We start from the raw sequence: 15,536 nt of genomic DNA, 5'->3' as shown, positions 1-15,536 counted from the left end.
CCCCGGCGCTTGTCCTGCGCGCTGGGGGCCGAGGCGCTTTCCCTTAATAGGAGCCTTTACCCGGATTCTTTTTCGTCCAGCGCAATCAGAAAAGACTTGAGCAGCGCGTCAAGTTCAGCCCGGTCGTCGGCGGGAACATCCGCCACCAGCCGGTGCTGCGTTTCGACATGGGCGGACACGGCGCGATCAATCACATCGAACCCCCGGTCGGTCAGCGCGATCAGAAAACCGCGCCCGTCCTCGGGGTTGGGAATGCGTTCGACCAGCCCGATCTTGACCAGTTGATCGATCCGGTTCGTCATCGTGCCGGACGTCACCATGGTCGAAGCGATCAGCGCGCTGGGGGTCAGCCGATACGGGCTGCCGGACCGTCGCAATGTCGCCAGCATGTCAAAACTTGCGGCGTTCAGCCCATATTGCGCCCAGGTCTTCTCCATCTCGGTCGTCAGGCGCTGGGTCAGGCGCTTCAGGCGACCAATCAATCCCATCGGAGCGACATCAAGATCCGGGCGTTCCCTGCGCCATTGGCTGAGAACAGTGTCAACGTGGTCCTTCGGCATGCTCTCGGTCCTCGTTCAGTTTTCCTTGACGTCAAGTTAGATTCTTTTCCCCGGCAAAATCAAGACCATCCTTCCCGTGCCGCCTATGCGGCGATCACTGCCCTATTGCTGGCCCATGCCGGGTTCAAAGCGTGGCACATCAGCGTTGCTGTTGAAGCCTACAGCGCGCAACAAATGACCGCGGACACCTCACGCGCGGCAAAGTAGATTTTTCAGCCGTTCCGCTGGAAGTTCGCTGGCTGAGCAGATCATCAGAAGTCATTTAGCCATTTATCTTGACTTCAAGGCAAATATGTTTATCTTGATATCAAGATAAAGGAGATCGCCATGACCCGCTGGGCCGATACCGCACTGACTGCTCTGGCTCCGATCGTTTGGGGCAGCACCTACTACGTCACGACCGAATTCCTGCCGGACGGGTATCCGGTGACGGCGGCGGCACTTCGGGCGCTGCCGGCGGGGCTGATCCTGTTGTTGATCGCGCGGCAGTTGCCCTGGGGCATCTGGTGGCTGCGATCGGCCGTTCTTGGGGCACTCAACTTCACCCTGTTCTGGGCGTTCCTGTTCATCGCCGCTTACCGGCTGCCGGGTGGTGTCGCCGCCACCGTTGGCGCGGTTCAACCGCTGATCGTCGTTTTTCTGGCGGCGGTGCTGCTGGGATCTTCGGTGCGCCCGGCTGCGTTGGTCTCGGCGTTGATCGGGATTGCCGGGGTCGCGTTGCTGGTGCTGACGTCGACATTGGCGCTGGATGGCTGGGGCATTGCCGCCGGGCTTGGCGGAGCGCTGGCCATGGCCGCCGGAACGGTTCTGACCCGCCGCTGGCAGCCGCCTGTTCCGCTGCTGACCTTCACGGCCTGGCAACTGACCGCTGGTGGGATTCTGCTGTTGCCGCTGGCCCTGACGCTGGAACCCGCGCTGCCGCAACTGACCACGGCGAACCTACTTGGCCTGTCCTACCTGACCCTGATCGGTGGCGCGGTCACCTATCTGCTCTGGTTCCGCGGCATCGCCCGGATCGAGCCTTCATCGGTGTCCATCCTCGCCTTTCTCAGCCCCGTGGCAGCGGTGGTCATCGGCTGGGCCTTGCTGGGGCAATCGCTGACCGCCGCCCAATTTGCAGGTGCGGCCATGATCCTGCTGTCGGTCTGGATCGGTCAGAACCCGGACCGGTTCAGCCGCCGTCCGGCTTTTCCAAAACTCACCCCTCAACATCAATCATGGAGGTTCAAATGAACATCATCGTATTTGGCGCAACTGGCGACGTTGGCTCGCGGATCGTAACCGAAGCCGTGACGCGTGGTCACAATGTCACCGCTGTTGTCAGGGATAACGCAAAGGCCGGGGCTCTGCCGAAAGGCGTTGCGGTCCGCGTGGCGGACGCCACCGACACCGCATTGGTTGCACAAGCGATGGCCGGTCATGATCTGGCCATCACCGCCCTTCGGCCACCGCAGGGGCAGGAAGGTGAACTGGTTCGGCTGACCCGGTCCATTCTGGAAGCCGCAGACTCGCTGAACCTGCGCGTGATCATTGCAGGTGGTGCCGCGCGCCTGCGGTTGCCTAATGGCAGCCCTCACACCGTGTTGACGGACCCCGATTTCCTGCCCGACGACGTGGTCCCGATTGCCCGCGCGTCGCAGGCGCAGGCAGAGCTGTGTGCCAGCATGCCGACAGTTAACTGGACCTATGCCAGCCCCTCCGCGATGCTGACGCCGGGTGTACGCAAGGGTAAATTTAGGCTCGGCACTGACACGTTGATCGTGGACGATGAAGGAAATTCGGCGATTTCGATGGAGGACTTTGCCGTTGCAATCGTCGACGAGGTCAGTGCGGCCGCCCACAGCCGGTCGGCCTTCACCGCTGGTTACTGATGCTGAGCTAAGCGTGCGGCTGGACCCGGAGATCACGGTTCAGCCGCTTCGCGTCATCCCGACCGGAAATGCAGCGCCAGAAAATCGATCAACGCGCGCACTCGGGCCGTCAGGTGACGATTGGGCGGGTAGAGCGCATAAAGGCCGAAGTTTTCCGTTTCATAGTCCTGAAACAGATGTTCCAGGGTGCCCTCTTCCAGACTGCGGGCAACCACATAATGCGGGCAACGTGCGATGCCCAGCCCGGCAATCGCCATGTTGGCAATTGCTGCGGGCGCGTTGGCGTGAAACACCCCGGCGACCTTTACTACAAAATCCCTTGTCCCGGCCCGAAACCTCCAAGCAGTTGCGTCGGCCGGGTTTTCGTCAATCAGGCAGTTATGCGTGGCCAAGGCCATCGGATCACCCGGACGCCCCCGTTCCTCCAGATACTCAGGTGACGCGCAGACGATCAGTGGCATATCCGACAGTTTTCGCGCGATCAGGGTCGAATCCCGCAATACGCCGATCCGCACGGCCAGATCGAACCCTTCTTCGACTAGCGCCACGCGCGAATCCGACAGTTTGAGGTCGATATCGACCTGTGGATGCGCCCGCAGGAACGGGGCCAAAGCCTGTGTCAGGTTGATGCTGCCGAACCCAGTTGGCGCGGTCATACGGATCGGTCCGGCCAGTGCCGATTGCCGTTCCTGAACAAGGTCTTCCAACTCGTCGATCTGCTCTACGATGGGGCGGCAGCGTTCGAGGTAGGCAACGCCTACATCGGTCAACGAAACGCTTCTGGTTGTCCGGTTGAACAACTGCGTAGATAGCCTGGCCTCCAACTGGGCGACGTATTTGCTGACCAGTTTGGTCGACAGGCCCAGCCGCCGCCCGGCCGCGGTGAACGAGCCCTCATGAGCGACGGCCATAAAAGCCCGCATCGTGTCGATCGTATCCAACGCACCGCTCCTTCGTCTTATTTGGTGTTCATCCTATTATACCCGAAATGTTCATAGTCACTGAATGAAATGTGGGATTATAAATGAAACAGGCTTTTGTCATGTTTGCGCCAGTGATCGCTGACGGGTTTCGTCGGCTCACCCTCAGGAAAAACCTCCGAAAGGAAACAGACATGCCAAACGCCATCCGCATCCACCGCCATCCGTTGTCCGGTCACTCGCACCGGGTCGAGCTGTTCGCCAAGCTGGGCGGCATCAATCACGAACTGGTAGATGTCGATCTGCTGGCCGGTGAGCACAAGAAGGAACCGTTCCTCTCCCTGAACCCGGCCGGACAGGTGCCGGTGATCGAGGATGGCGAAACCGCCATCGCCGATTCCAACGCCATTCTGATCTACCTCGCCCGGAAATACGCGCCCGACTGGCTGCCGACCGATCCGGTGCGTGAGGCCGAGGTTCAGAAGTTTCTGTCGCTGGCCGCCGGAGACATCGCCCACGGCCCTGCTGCGGCACGATTGATCACCGTCTTTGGTGCGCAATTGGATGCCGAGCGCGCCAAAACTGTCGCCAAATCTGCCTTCGACCGTCTTGAGTCGCATCTGAACGGGCGCGACTGGCTGGTCGGAGCCGGCCCCACCATCGCCGATGTCGCGATCTACAGCTATACGGCCCATGCCCCCGAAGGGAACGTTTCGCTGGGCGACTATCCCAACATCCGCGGCCTGCTGGCCCGGGTCGAGGCGCTGCCCGGCTTTGTGCCCATGCAAAGCACCAAAGTCGGCCTCGCCGCCTGACTTAGCCGCGCGCCCGGTCCCGAAGGCCGGGCGCGTATTACTGCCCTGTGTTCCGCCCCAGGAGAGATCCCATGCTTACCACCGACCCCAGCGACAGCAGCACCTCCCCTTTCCATCGGGGCGAACACATGGCGCAGGCGCGCGTGGGTGTTCGCGACATCGAACACTGGGCGCGCAAAGTCGTTCGCGACCACATGCCGGAACAACATCGGGACTTTCACACCGCGCTGCCGTTTCTGGTGATGGCCGCCCGCGACGAACAAGGCAGGCCCTGGGCCACGCTGGTCGAGGGGCCGGACGGGTTTGTCACGGCGCCGGACACCAAAACGCTGTCCATCTCCGCCCTGCCCGTCCGGGGTGATCCGCTGCACGACGCCATTCATCCGCAAAGCGATATCGGCATCCTTGGAATCGAACTGGCCACGCGGCGGCGCAACCGGGTCAATGGGCGCGCTGGCCGCGTCACGCCGACCGGCTTTGACTTTCACGTCGACCAGACCTTTGGCAATTGCCCGCAATACATCCGCGAACGCGCGTGGACCCGGGTCGACAGCTCGGGGCCCGGGCTGGCCACACGCGGCCAGCGTCTGACGGCGGATCAAACCCGGTGGATCGAGACCGCCGATACTTTCTTTATTGCCAGCGGATATCGCGAAGACGGCGACAGCCCGACCTTTGGGATGGATGCATCCCATCGCGGCGGTGAACGCGGTTTCGTGCAGGTTCTGGACGACCGTCGACTGCGGTTTCCCGATTACGCCGGCAACAATCACTTCAACACTATCGGCAACCTGCTGCTTGATCCCAAGGCAGGGTTCCTGTTCGTCGACTTCGAAAGCGGCAGCCTGCTGCAACTGACCGGCACCGCCTCGATCGACTGGGACAGCGATGAGATTGCACAGGTGCCCGGCGCGCGGCGTCTGGTGACGCTGGAGATCGACGAGGTCGTGGAAACCCGGTCGGCGGTCAGCCTCAGGTGGAATTCGGATGCGGAGTCGGTCCACTCGATCCGCCTGATCGAAAAAACCCGCGAAAGCGCCGATGTCACCTCGTTTGTTTTCGAAGCCCGAGACGGCGGTCCCCTGGCCGGGTTCGAACCCGGACAACACCTGCCGATCGAGCTTGAAATTCCGGGGATCTCCGAACCGGTGCGCCGCACCTATTCGCTGAGCAACGGACCGAACGAGCATCGCTATCGGATCACGGTTAAGCGTGAGCCCAAAGGGATCGCGTCGCGATATCTGCACGATCATCTGGAACCGGGCGCGATCATCAACAGTCGCCGGCCCGCGGGAGATTTCGTGATGACCTGCGACCGATGTCCCCTGGTTCTGGTCAGCGCCGGTGTGGGTGTCACGCCGATGTTGAGCATTCTGAATAAGGTCGCAGGCGAGCGCGGCAATCGCCCTGTCTGGTTCATCCACGGCGCGCGGGATGGTCAGCACCATCCGCTGGCCGGTGAAGTTCGCGATCTGGCCGCCAGACGACCGGGTATCACGACACATGTGGCCTATAGTCAACCTGCGCCAGAGGATGAGATCGGTGTGGACTATGACTCGCATGGCCGCGTTGACGGAGCACTTCTGGCGCAGCTGATCGACGATGCCAGCGCGCATTATTTTCTGTGCGGCCCTGTCGGTTTCATGGCCGGGATGCACGCCGATCTGGAACGCCGGGGCATCTCTCCGGAGCATATTCATACCGAAAGTTTCGGTCCCGCCGGGTGATCTGACGTGATCCTTCAGGGGCAAATGAAACTTAAACCATAGGAGCAAGGACATGCGCGAATTTTATGATGTAGTCATTATCGGTGGCGGCAATGCCGGGTTCGGAGTGTCGGCCATTGCGCATGAAGCCGGGAAATCCATCGCCTTTATCGAGGCGCGCGATTTTGGCGGCACCTGCCCCAATCGCGGCTGCACGCCCAAGAAAGTGCTGGTGGCCGCGGCCCACTCCATGCATGAGATCGAACAGGCCGCAACCCACGGAATCGACGTTGGCAAGCCCCGGCTGGACTGGGCCAGACTGATTCGGCGTGAAAAAGACCTGATCGGGTTTATTCCGGACGCGATGCACGGGCTGGCCGAAAAACGCGGCGATGTCTTTCGCGGCACCGCGCGTTTCGTCGGGCCGGACAGCGTCGACGTGGACGGTCAGGTCATCCGGGGCCGGAACATTGTAATTGCCGCGGGATCGAAACCAAGACCTCTGCCAATCCCCGGAGCCGAACACATGATCACTTCGGACGAGGTATTGTCCGACCCGACCCTGCCGCGTGAGGTCGTGTTCATCGGCGGTGGCGTCATCGCGATGGAGTTCAGCCATGTCTACGCGCGTGCCGGGGTGCAGGTGACGATCCTGGAGGCACTTCCGCAGCTTTTGCCGCGTCTCGACAGTGACGCCGTTGCCGCCTTGCGTGCCGAAACAGAACGCCTTGGCGTTGTTGTCAAAACCGGGGTGTCGGTGACGGCCGTCGAAAAGACGGCAGATGGCCTCAAAGTCCGGTTCCAGCATGAAGGCCGCGACCAGAGCGTGACCACCGAACGGGTCGTCAACGGCGCGGGCCGTATCGCCAATATCGACGGCCTGAACCTTGAGGCTGGTGGCGTCGACCATGACGGGCTGCGCATTCTGATCGACGACACGATGCGATCCACCTCGAACCCCTCGGTCTGGGTGGCGGGCGATGCCGTCGCGCATTCGGCGCAACTGTCCCCTGTCGCGACCTATGAAGGCCAGATCGTCGGTCATAACATTGTCAACGGCCCCACCAAAAAGCCGGATTACAGCGTGATCCCCAGCGCGGTCTATACCGTTCCGGCCCTCAGTTCGGTTGGATTGACCGAGGCCGAAGCCCACGAGCGCGGTCTGGATGTGGCGGTCACGGTGTCGGACATGTCCGGCTGGTTTTCGGCCAAGACCTATGCCGAAACCGCTGCCTGGTCCAAGGTTCTGGTGGATCAGAGCAATGACCGGATCGTGGGCGCGCATATCCTTGGGCATCATGGCGATGAGTTGATCCATCTCTTTGCCATGGCCATGCGCCACGGCATTCCCGCCAATGACCTCAAGACCTCGCTTTACGCCTTTCCGACCTTCGCGGCGGATATGAAGTCCCTGATCTAGGGCATCATCGGGCAAGCGAGACATTTCAGAAGGAGAGCCGTCATGAAAGATAAGGTCTGTCTGATCACCGGAGTCGGCGACGGAACCGGCGCATCTGTTGCCCGCCGGTTTGCACGGGATGGATACCGCGTTGCCTTGCTGGCCCGCGAACTGGGGCCGAAGGGCATCCATGTCGCCTATGTGGTGATCGACGCGGCCATTGATACGCCGTGGACCCGCGTTCCCTTCAATCCCGACATGCCCGAGGCGTTCTTCAGCAAACCCGACGCCATCGCAGAAGAGGTCTTTCATATCGCCCATCAGGACCGGTCCACATGGTCCTTCGATGTGGAACTGCGGCCTTTCGGAGAAAAATGGTAAGGCGGTTGATCACCGGAAACCGGCGGCTCCTCCAGCGTTGTCGCCGTTTCCCATTCAGGTAAGCCCGCTCCGTCAGGCGGGACACTGCGAACAAGGATAAGCCCAGGTTTCTGCAAGGCCAGTCGCAGGCATGAGATGCCAAGTCGCTGCTGCGCTGTCAGATTTGCACCACGTTCGGCCAGCTTGAAATCCAACCCGCCAAGATTGCTAATGACGTCCCGCAATCCGGTGGCGCGCGCCGTCTGCATAATTTGGCCGTCGGACGGCCGGGGGCGCAGGCCCAATGTCAATGCCCGCCGCAGAGATCCTTTCAGGATCAGGGGCTGTTCGCTGAGGACGCCGACGGATCGGCGCAGGCTTCCAGGTGTCAAATCCGAAACGTTTTTGCCTTCCAGCTTCAGAGAGATGTCGTCAACCGTCGCATTTCCCAGCAGGGCGAGTTCAACCCGGTTCATCAAGGCGCTGGATATGACGGCCCGCTGACCGGCGGGCAGTTTGAGAACCGGACCGCCCCGAACCGCGATCTCAACAGACAGGGGTTTGCGGGCAATATGTGCCTTGGCGCCGCGCGGGGTCGCAAGCGGGCGGTTCAGCGCCCGCACCAGATTGAGATACGCAGCCCGGAACCTTGCCGCCTGATCGCTGGAGGACATTGCGTTTCCCATCGGGCGAACCATCAGGCCAAGGGTCGCCAAAGCAGCCGCAATCGTGCCCGCCGGCGTGTCGTTCAAACTTCCAAGCAGCATTGTCAAAGCGGCTGCAATCGCCGCTGAAAGCTCGGGGATTGCTTTTCTGCTTTCCGACACGTTTCGCCGGGCGCATGCCGCCGCCAAGACTTGGTCGGCCTGACGGCGCAGCGAATTCATCTCGACATGCCGGCGCCCAAGCGCGGCGAGTCTGGGGGCTATTGGCAGGCGCTCGGTCACGTCGGCGGCCAGCCGGGCGCGGCGCTTTCTCAGGTCCCGATGCGCGCGAAAAAGCCTGCGCTGGGTGGCTGCGGCCCAAAGTACCGGCGGCAGTATCGCGCACAGGGCAACCCAGACAAAGCGTGCGTCCAGATGGATCAGTACTGCCGTGGATGCCGGCAGCAGAATGGCCGCCTGCACCAGACGCGGCACCCCGAGGCCGGGCCAGTCCTTTAGCCCGGCCAGATCGCCGGTAAAGCGCAGCACATGATAACCCATGCGCCTTTGGTCGAGTTCTTTTTGGTCACTGCGGCTGGCGTGTTCGAACAGGGTAAGCCTTACATCCCGCGCATAATCCTGCCCCAGACGTTCGGCGAGATTGCGGAAGGCCAGTTGCAGCAGCGCGGCGCAGAGACCGGCCATCGCAACCGTTGCAATTGCGGCAACCGGCAGTTCTGCGCCGGAGTGCAGCGCGAAGAACACGCGGCGCGTCGCAAAAGCAGCGGCGGACAAAGCGACAGCCTGGGCCAGTACCACACCGATGATCCGACCCAGCAGATGGCGCCTTGCGCCGGAAAACAAACCCGGAGGGGTCATGCCGCACGCGACGCCCGCCCCATGAGCGCGCGCGCCGCCATCGTATTGGCATAGGCCGGGTCCAAAAGCTGTCGGCGTGTCAGAACCTGCACTCCGGTCGCGGCGTGTGCTTCTGCGGCCGCCATGGGTGAGCAGGACAGAACGCCAGTCAGCGCCAGCGGTCGAATTCCATTTCGCGCCAGATCGGTCACGCCCCCCTTGGCAGCAACCGCGTCGCCACAGGTGAACAGATATCTTGAAAACCGGCTGCGCGCCTCGGCATCGGCCAAAAGGGCAGCCGTTTCGTGTTGGAAAATGCCGTCGGCGAGTTCCATGACGGCGATGTCGCAGCCCCGGTCTTCGGCTTCGCCCAACAAGGCGTCTATGCCAGCTTTGATCCGGGACAAGGGTTCCAGATAGGTCGTAACCATGCCCGCATCGGTGAAATCGGCCACGTAAGACGCACCGGCATCGACATAGGCGTTGTAATCGCCGAACGCCCCCGTGCCGGTTCCCTTCAGAACCGCCGTCCGCCAGCCGGCTCTGGTCAGACCGTGTGCCAGCGCGGCTGTCGCGGTTGTCTTACCGGAGTTCATTGTGGTTCCCACCACACAGATAACCGGAAAACCGGTGGATGGTGAGCGCGGCGACAATCCAAAGTCACCGGTGTTCAGCACCGTCCCGTTCCGCGCCGTAATTCGCCCCAATGGTTGGATGCGTGTCGGTTGCTTGACGCGCTCGCTGTGTTGAACCATACGCCCGATGCACCCACCCCCGGCCAGCATCTCACAGCCCTCGGCGTCGATTTCGGCAATTCCTTCGAACTGATCGGGCGCGTAGCGCGCGCCGCAGGGCAACACTACAAGGTCGCCGGGGTAAAGTTGCGAGGGACGCCCCGCAGGCAGTTGAATTCGCCGGTGGTTGCCGATTGAGGTGACCCGCCCGAGGATCAGATCACCCGGCCGTGCCTTGTGAAAATCCCGGCACAGGCCGCTGGCAAGTTCCGGATCGACCCGTCTGGTGGCAAAACACCATTTCGCGGTATCGAAGTTGCAGTGTTCCATAGCAAAGACTCCTGAAAATTCTGAATGTTAATTGCTGCAAACAAGCCGGGTCAGTCCGGCCTCGGCGCAGGTGGAAAAGCTGTGGGCGCAGTTCGGAAGTTCGGCCAGCGAAAGGTCGGGAACGATCCCCCGAGCGATTGCTGCCGTTCGGAACGACTTGCAGTAGCTGCGCGCGCGGGCCAGTCGGTGCCGGCCCTGAACATCATCAATCTGTGGCGATTTCCGCAATGCGTCGTCGCGAAGGGTGTCTTCTGCTCCGACATAGACGCGCAAATTCAGGGCGAGGAAATGCTTCAACTGGCTGTGGGCCAATGCGGGAATGTTTGTGCGCAGTCGCTTGTTTGGTGGCGCCAGCCCCATCGGGAATTCCTGGGTCATGTCTGGCAGGCAATACCAGCCGGCCGCGGCCAGATGCAGGCGCGATATCCGCTGCGGGTACAGCATGGCAAACCGGTGCGCCAGTTGCGCGCCGCCGGAATACCCAAAAACCTCGACCCTGTCCGTTTGCGCGTAGCCCAATTGCTGCACAAGGTCGAGCAAGGCCAGAAGCGCCCGATCCGGGCGATACGCTCCGATCCGCTGAAAGTGCTGCCAGTGCTCTTGCGAAAACAGCGGTGTAATCAAAACCTGCCCCTTTTCCGTGCAGGGGGTCGCAAACGCCGTGGCAATCCCCTCCGCATCGCGCGAGATTCCGTGCAGGGCCAAGAGCGGCGGTAGATTTGGGTTTTGTATGCTGGGAATGCGAACTTCAGCGGACAGAACGCGCCCACCTGTACACACTGAAAGCCTGGTAGCGGCCATTGGGCCGGTGGCAGGCAATACATCCATAGCGGCGTCAAACATTTTTCAGCTCCTGTTTATCTGGGGTCTTGAAGGGACAACGCCGCAATCGGGGTTCTATTCCAATCGGTCAGACTCCTGCCCCGTCGGTTCCGGCGGGCTTCACTCGGACATCGGATCATGTCGCCCCGCGGTCGAAAATTTTTTGGAATAGGTTTTGGGCTGGCTCGTTATTGTGGAACATGACGCCATACAGGAGCAGCCAAATGACGGATCGGTTCCGGAGGGATCTGGTGACACTGGTGCCGAAACTGCGCCGGTTTGCCCTGTCGCTGACGGGCAACAGGCCGGACGCGGATGATCTGGTGCAGTCGGCCTGTGTCAAAGCCCTGAAGAACGCGGCTCAGTTCCGTGAAGGCACACGCATGGACAGCTGGATGTACCGCATCATTCAGACGCTCTGGATCGATGACCGCAGGCGCGCCAGAACACGCGGCGCGTCGGTAGACCCCGAGGCCGCCGGCCTGTGTGACGAAGGCCGTGCCGCGCGATTGCCCGAAGATCGGCTGATGCTGGACATGGCGCGGGACGCCATGGGCGCGCTGCCCGAGAAACAGCGCGTCGTGCTGTCGCTCGTGGCGATCGAAGGGCTGAGCTACAAGGAGGCCGCCCATGTTCTGGACGTGCCGGTCGGCACGGTCATGAGCCGGTTATCGCGGGCCCGCGAAGCCTTGCTGCCCCAGCTTGGGATGTCGAAAGGACCGATGCAATGACTGCCAACACCATAATGGACAAGTCCCGCCTTGCCGCATTTGTTGACGGAGAATTGTCGCCCGAAGACGCGGCAGCTGTTGTGTTGCATCTGGCCGATCATCCGCAGGATCAGGCTTATGTCGATGACCTCATGGCCGCGAACGAAGCCTTGTCGCAAGCCTTTGCGGAGCCCTTGGAGGAACCTGTGCCACATGCGATCAAGGACACCATTCTGGGTCGGGTCCGATCCACTCAGGTTGTGCCATTCCCAAAACGGCCTGCGGCCTGGATGGGTCTGGCCGTTGCGGCCACGCTTGTCATTGCCGTTGTTGTTGGCTCTGACCTTCTGGCGCCGAACGGTGATTCAACCCTGGCCGTTGGGCCGGTGAGTGACGGATCGGCTCTGGCCACGGCCCTGACCCGATTGCCTTCGGGGATCTCGGAACCCGCCGGTTCGGATGAAGACCTGATGATCCTCGCCACGCTTCCGGTTGCCGGCGGGCATTGCCGCGAATTTGAGGTTGTCGACCGCGCCGACCAACGGATCGATCTGGGCATCGCCTGCAACTCATCCGGGGAATGGGTTATCGAGGTCACGGTCTCGGAGCCGCTGTCCGCAGCGGGCACCGAGGACGGATTTGTTGCCGCCAGTGGGACAGAGATGCAGGGGTTACTGCCGTTTCTGGATCGGCTGGGCGCGGGCGATGCGCTTTCTCCGGATCACGAGGCAGACCTGATTTCGCGTGGATGGACGCCCTAGCACAAGGTCGATGCGTTCAGCAGACCATGCCCAAAAATCTCATCCACGCCCGGCGCACCCAGATCCCGGGCAGAGTCTGACAGGTACCCACGGACCTGATCGGGCGTCAGCGTATCGTCCCTGGACAGCATCAGGGCAACCGCCGCAGTGACAAAAGGGACCGCAAAGGACGTTCCCGATTTCAGACGCGCGCCACGAATGGATGTGGCCGACAACATGTTCACCCCCGGCGCGGTCAGATCAATGTAGGATCCGCGCTGCGCCTGCCGGTAAACCCGCGCCCGGGCATCGACTGCGGTGACGGCGATAACGGCGTCATAGGCGGCCGGATAGGCGGGCGCGCCCGAAGGGCCGGAATTGCCTGCGGCCGCGACCATGACGATCTGCGCTTCGGTGGCCAACTGGTCGATCACCTCTTCAAGCAGGCTGTTTCTGGGCCCGGCGAGCGAGAGGTTGATGACCCTGACATCTCGCTCGCGCAAGGCGTCCAGCCCGCGCAACAGAGACACCAGATCAGCCCGTTCGTCGGTGCCTTTGCGCGAAAAGGCATCCACGGCGATGACCCTTGCACCGGGGATCAGACCGGGCACCCGGCTCTCGGGGTCGCCGATCATCAGCGACGCGACGGCGGTGCCGTGAATGGCCTTGGACGGGTTTTGGCCCGTATCTGCGACCTGTATCAGCTCCAGCCGCGCCCCAGCCATGATTTCATGGTCCGCGTTGATCCCGGTGTCGATCATCCCCACCGGAACCCGAACCGCACAGGTATCGGATCCCTGTGCTGCCATCGGCCATCGGATCATGTCCCAGGCTGCACAGTTTTCATGAGAACAGGCAGCCGACGCCAGTTCCAGTGTTTCATTCAACTCGGAGCGGTAGAAGTGATTGAAGTCCGCATTGCCACCCGATGGCAGGGCCCGAACCCGGTCCCGTGCTTCCTCCAGCCCAAGCCCTGCTGGCGTCGTCAGCCGGGTCAGTACGCGGTCACTGGCCACAAGGGTTTCGGTATCTGCGACGACAAACCCCTCGGACAAAAGCTGTTCCAGGTCCTCATCGGATGCATCCGAAACGACTAATTCGGACGGTGCCTGCGCCGGCAGGGTGACTGGTGCCGTTGGCCGCGTGGTCCGGGGCAGTGAAGGCGTTGGGGCCGGCCGTCGGAACAGAGATTCAAACGGGTTGCCGCCCGAGGGTCTTTGACTGCCGCCTCTGCCCCGTTCGCGGTCGTCGTCATCATCATTGTCGTCCCGGTCGTCATCGCTATCGTCATCACGATCATCATCATCCGCCCAAGCGGACGAGACGAAACCTGTTTGCCAATCGGCTGGCGCCGCCAGTTGAACTGGCAGCAGAAGGCCCAGTGTCAGAAAGGTGCGAACGGCCTGTTTCGTCAGCTTTTTCATTTCAGTATCCACTTGAGTTTGAGGCGCTTCGAAACAAAAACGTCCTGGACCGGAGTTTTATTCCAAATCCCGGCTTGCCGCAAAGCGGGCTGGCGGTTCCGCTGTCCCCTCAACCTCGGGTCATTTCGCGGCTCAGAAACTCTTCGGCGCTTTCCACCTCTTCCAACCGGGTGCCCTTTATCCACCAGAACCGGGTCCCGACATTGCGGATGAACTGCCGGTCATGACTGACCAGAAGGCAGGATGCGTTATGCGCGATGAGTTCGCTTTCCAACGCCTCCTGCCCGCTGATGTCCAGATGGTTGGTCGGTTCGTCCAGCAGATAGAAATTCGGGTTCTTCAGACGCAGGACAAGCATGGCAAGCCGGGCTTTTTGCCCACCGGATAGCCTTTCGATCCTTTGCTCCTGCATTGAGATCTCGATACCCGCGCCGGCCAGCACCTGACGCGCACGCCGGTCGCCGATGTCAAATTGGTGGGTCACGGCGGACATCGGTGTGTCCGCCCCCTCAAGCTGTTCAAAATTCTGGCCCGAATAGGCCGGGATGACGGAAGGCGCGCATTTGATCGCGTTGGCCTCACCGGTCAGCGCCCTTTTAATCATCTCGATCAGGCGTGTCTTGCCGGTGCCATTCGACCCAAGCAGAACGATACGATCGCCCTTGGTGATCCATTTCGTGCCGGTTTGGTACAGCGGCTGTCCGTCGGGCTTAGGCACAACCACATTGTCCAACGTTATCAGCGCTTTGGAGTGAGTGTCGCTGTTGGTCAGAATAATGTGCCCCGCATACCGTTCCTGATGCGCGGGTGTCGCCGATTCCTGCAAACGGTCGGCGCGTTCGGTCAATTGTCTTGTTTTCGTCTGCAACAGGTCCGAGCCGGAATTTATGCCAATGTTCCTGAGCTTTGCCGCCTGTTTGCGCAACTGTCGCGCCTTGCTCATCTCATTTGAAAAATGCCTCTCATCAGCGGCATCCGCCTCGTCCAGCGCCGCACGCGCCGCCGAAAAGGCCAGCGGGAAGAGCCGCGAGCGTTCGGGACGGATAAACAGAGTCCTGCCGGTGGTTTCGTCCAGAAATGCGCGGTCATGAGATGTCATCACAACGGCAACCCTCTGCGGCAGCGCGTGTAACCAGTCCTGAAGCAAGGCAATGCGGTGCAGGTCCAGATGGTTTGTCGGCTCGTCCAGCAACAACAGGTCGGGTTCGGTGACCCAGGCCGCCGCCAGCAATGCCGTACGTTGCCAGCCGCCGCTGAGTTGCTGCAATGGCGTGTGCTGGATCTCGTAAGGCACCTGCAAATCCGCAAGCGCCACGTCGACGCGCCAGCTTTCATATTCGGCCATTTCTGTCGGAAGCGCGGCCAGTACCCAGTCATAAAGGGTCATGTTCAGGGCCTGGGGCGGGACGTCCTGCGGCACATGACCCACGCGCAGCCCGCGCGCGCGGGTAACTTCGCCGGTGGCCTGATCCAGCTTTCCCGCCAGACAACTCAGAAGGGTGGATTTTCCGCGCCCGTTGGCGGCAATCAAACCGATGCGATCACCTTTGGAAATCGTCAGGTCGAGGTTTTTGAACAGGGAATTGCCCAGGGTGATACCAAGGGACTTGGTGCTGAGAAGTGTCATAACGGTCTCGTGTCAC

Annotated in this window: 15 protein-coding genes; 8 read left to right on the top strand and 7 right to left on the bottom strand. The window is 61.5% G+C overall.

The features are described from left to right. Positions 1-56: 56 nt before the first annotated feature. Positions 57-560, bottom strand: a complete 504-nt coding sequence (locus ACXAC3_RS20110) for a MarR family winged helix-turn-helix transcriptional regulator (protein ID WP_475164178.1) — start codon at positions 558-560, stop codon at positions 57-59. Between the two features lie 327 nt (positions 561-887). Here ACXAC3_RS20110 and ACXAC3_RS20105 point away from each other — a divergent pair, with 327 nt between their 5' ends. Both ACXAC3_RS20105 and ACXAC3_RS20100 read left to right on the top strand, forming a co-directional pair. After that, positions 888-1,793 (top strand): EamA family transporter, encoded by a 906-nt coding sequence (locus tag ACXAC3_RS20105; protein WP_475164176.1) that lies wholly within the window; start codon positions 888-890, stop codon positions 1,791-1,793. Then, positions 1,790-2,431 carry an NAD(P)-dependent oxidoreductase gene (locus ACXAC3_RS20100; protein ID WP_475164173.1) on the top strand — a complete coding sequence of 214 codons (642 nt, stop codon included), beginning with the start codon at positions 1,790-1,792 and terminating at the stop codon, positions 2,429-2,431. Before ACXAC3_RS20105 ends, ACXAC3_RS20100 begins: the two co-directional genes overlap by 4 nt. A 53-nt stretch (positions 2,432-2,484) precedes the next feature. On the opposite strand, the gene ACXAC3_RS20095 is transcribed toward ACXAC3_RS20100, so the two are convergent. Then, entirely contained in the window at positions 2,485-3,372 is an 888-nt protein-coding gene (locus ACXAC3_RS20095; protein ID WP_475164170.1) for a LysR family transcriptional regulator, read from the bottom strand. Positions 3,373-3,545: 173 nt separating this feature from the next. Here ACXAC3_RS20095 and ACXAC3_RS20090 point away from each other — a divergent pair, with 173 nt between their 5' ends. The 4 genes from ACXAC3_RS20090 (at position 3,546) to ACXAC3_RS20075 (ending at position 7,652) form a co-directional block, all read left to right on the top strand. Next, a complete protein-coding gene (locus ACXAC3_RS20090) occupies positions 3,546-4,166 on the top strand; it encodes a glutathione S-transferase family protein (RefSeq protein ID WP_475164168.1) in 621 nt (206 codons plus the stop codon). A 71-nt stretch (positions 4,167-4,237) separates the two neighbouring features. Further along, positions 4,238-5,893, top strand: coding sequence for an FAD-binding oxidoreductase (locus tag ACXAC3_RS20085; RefSeq protein WP_475164165.1), 1,656 nt, complete (start codon positions 4,238-4,240; stop codon positions 5,891-5,893). Positions 5,894-5,945: 52 nt separating this feature from the next. Beyond that, on the top strand, positions 5,946-7,292 hold the full coding sequence (locus ACXAC3_RS20080; protein WP_475164163.1) for a dihydrolipoyl dehydrogenase family protein: 1,347 nt from the start codon (positions 5,946-5,948) through the stop codon (positions 7,290-7,292). A gap of 42 nt (positions 7,293-7,334) precedes the next feature. After that, positions 7,335-7,652, top strand: a complete 318-nt coding sequence (locus tag ACXAC3_RS20075) for a hypothetical protein (RefSeq protein ID WP_475164161.1) — start codon at positions 7,335-7,337, stop codon at positions 7,650-7,652. On the opposite strand, the gene ACXAC3_RS20070 is transcribed toward ACXAC3_RS20075, so the two are convergent. The 3 genes from ACXAC3_RS20070 to ACXAC3_RS20060 are packed head-to-tail and all read right to left on the bottom strand — an operon-like array spanning position 7,592 to position 11,040. Beyond that, positions 7,592-9,154, bottom strand: a complete 1,563-nt coding sequence (locus ACXAC3_RS20070) for an ABC transporter transmembrane domain-containing protein (RefSeq protein WP_475164159.1) — start codon at positions 9,152-9,154, stop codon at positions 7,592-7,594. The two genes, ACXAC3_RS20075 and ACXAC3_RS20070, sit on opposite strands and share 61 nt — an antisense overlap. Then, positions 9,151-10,197, bottom strand: a complete 1,047-nt coding sequence (locus tag ACXAC3_RS20065; protein WP_475164158.1) for a P-loop NTPase family protein — start codon at positions 10,195-10,197, stop codon at positions 9,151-9,153. Before ACXAC3_RS20065 ends, ACXAC3_RS20070 begins: the two co-directional genes overlap by 4 nt. Before the next feature lie 27 nt (positions 10,198-10,224). Next, a complete protein-coding gene (locus ACXAC3_RS20060; protein ID WP_475164157.1) occupies positions 10,225-11,040 on the bottom strand; it encodes an alpha/beta fold hydrolase in 816 nt (271 codons plus the stop codon). A gap of 203 nt (positions 11,041-11,243) precedes the next feature. Between ACXAC3_RS20060 and ACXAC3_RS20055 the strand changes: the two genes are divergently transcribed. Then, on the top strand, positions 11,244-11,750 hold the full coding sequence (locus ACXAC3_RS20055) for an RNA polymerase sigma factor (RefSeq protein WP_475164155.1): 507 nt from the start codon (positions 11,244-11,246) through the stop codon (positions 11,748-11,750). Then, positions 11,747-12,490, top strand: a complete 744-nt coding sequence (locus tag ACXAC3_RS20050) for an anti-sigma factor family protein (RefSeq protein WP_475164153.1) — start codon at positions 11,747-11,749, stop codon at positions 12,488-12,490. The genes ACXAC3_RS20055 and ACXAC3_RS20050 overlap by 4 nt, the downstream gene beginning before the upstream one ends. Here ACXAC3_RS20050 and ACXAC3_RS20045 read toward each other — a convergent pair. Then, positions 12,487-13,893: a S8 family serine peptidase gene (locus ACXAC3_RS20045; protein ID WP_475164150.1), complete on the bottom strand. Its 1,407-nt coding sequence runs from the start codon at positions 13,891-13,893 to the stop codon at positions 12,487-12,489. The genes ACXAC3_RS20050 and ACXAC3_RS20045 overlap by 4 nt on opposite strands. Before the next feature lie 109 nt (positions 13,894-14,002). Beyond that, positions 14,003-15,520 (bottom strand): ABC-F family ATP-binding cassette domain-containing protein, encoded by a 1,518-nt coding sequence (locus ACXAC3_RS20040; protein ID WP_475164148.1) that lies wholly within the window; start codon positions 15,518-15,520, stop codon positions 14,003-14,005. Positions 15,521-15,536 lie beyond the last annotated feature (16 nt).

This window comes from Ruegeria sp. ABV4_181, assembly GCF_056158465.1.
This window is presented reverse-complemented; position numbering and strand designations above follow the sequence as displayed.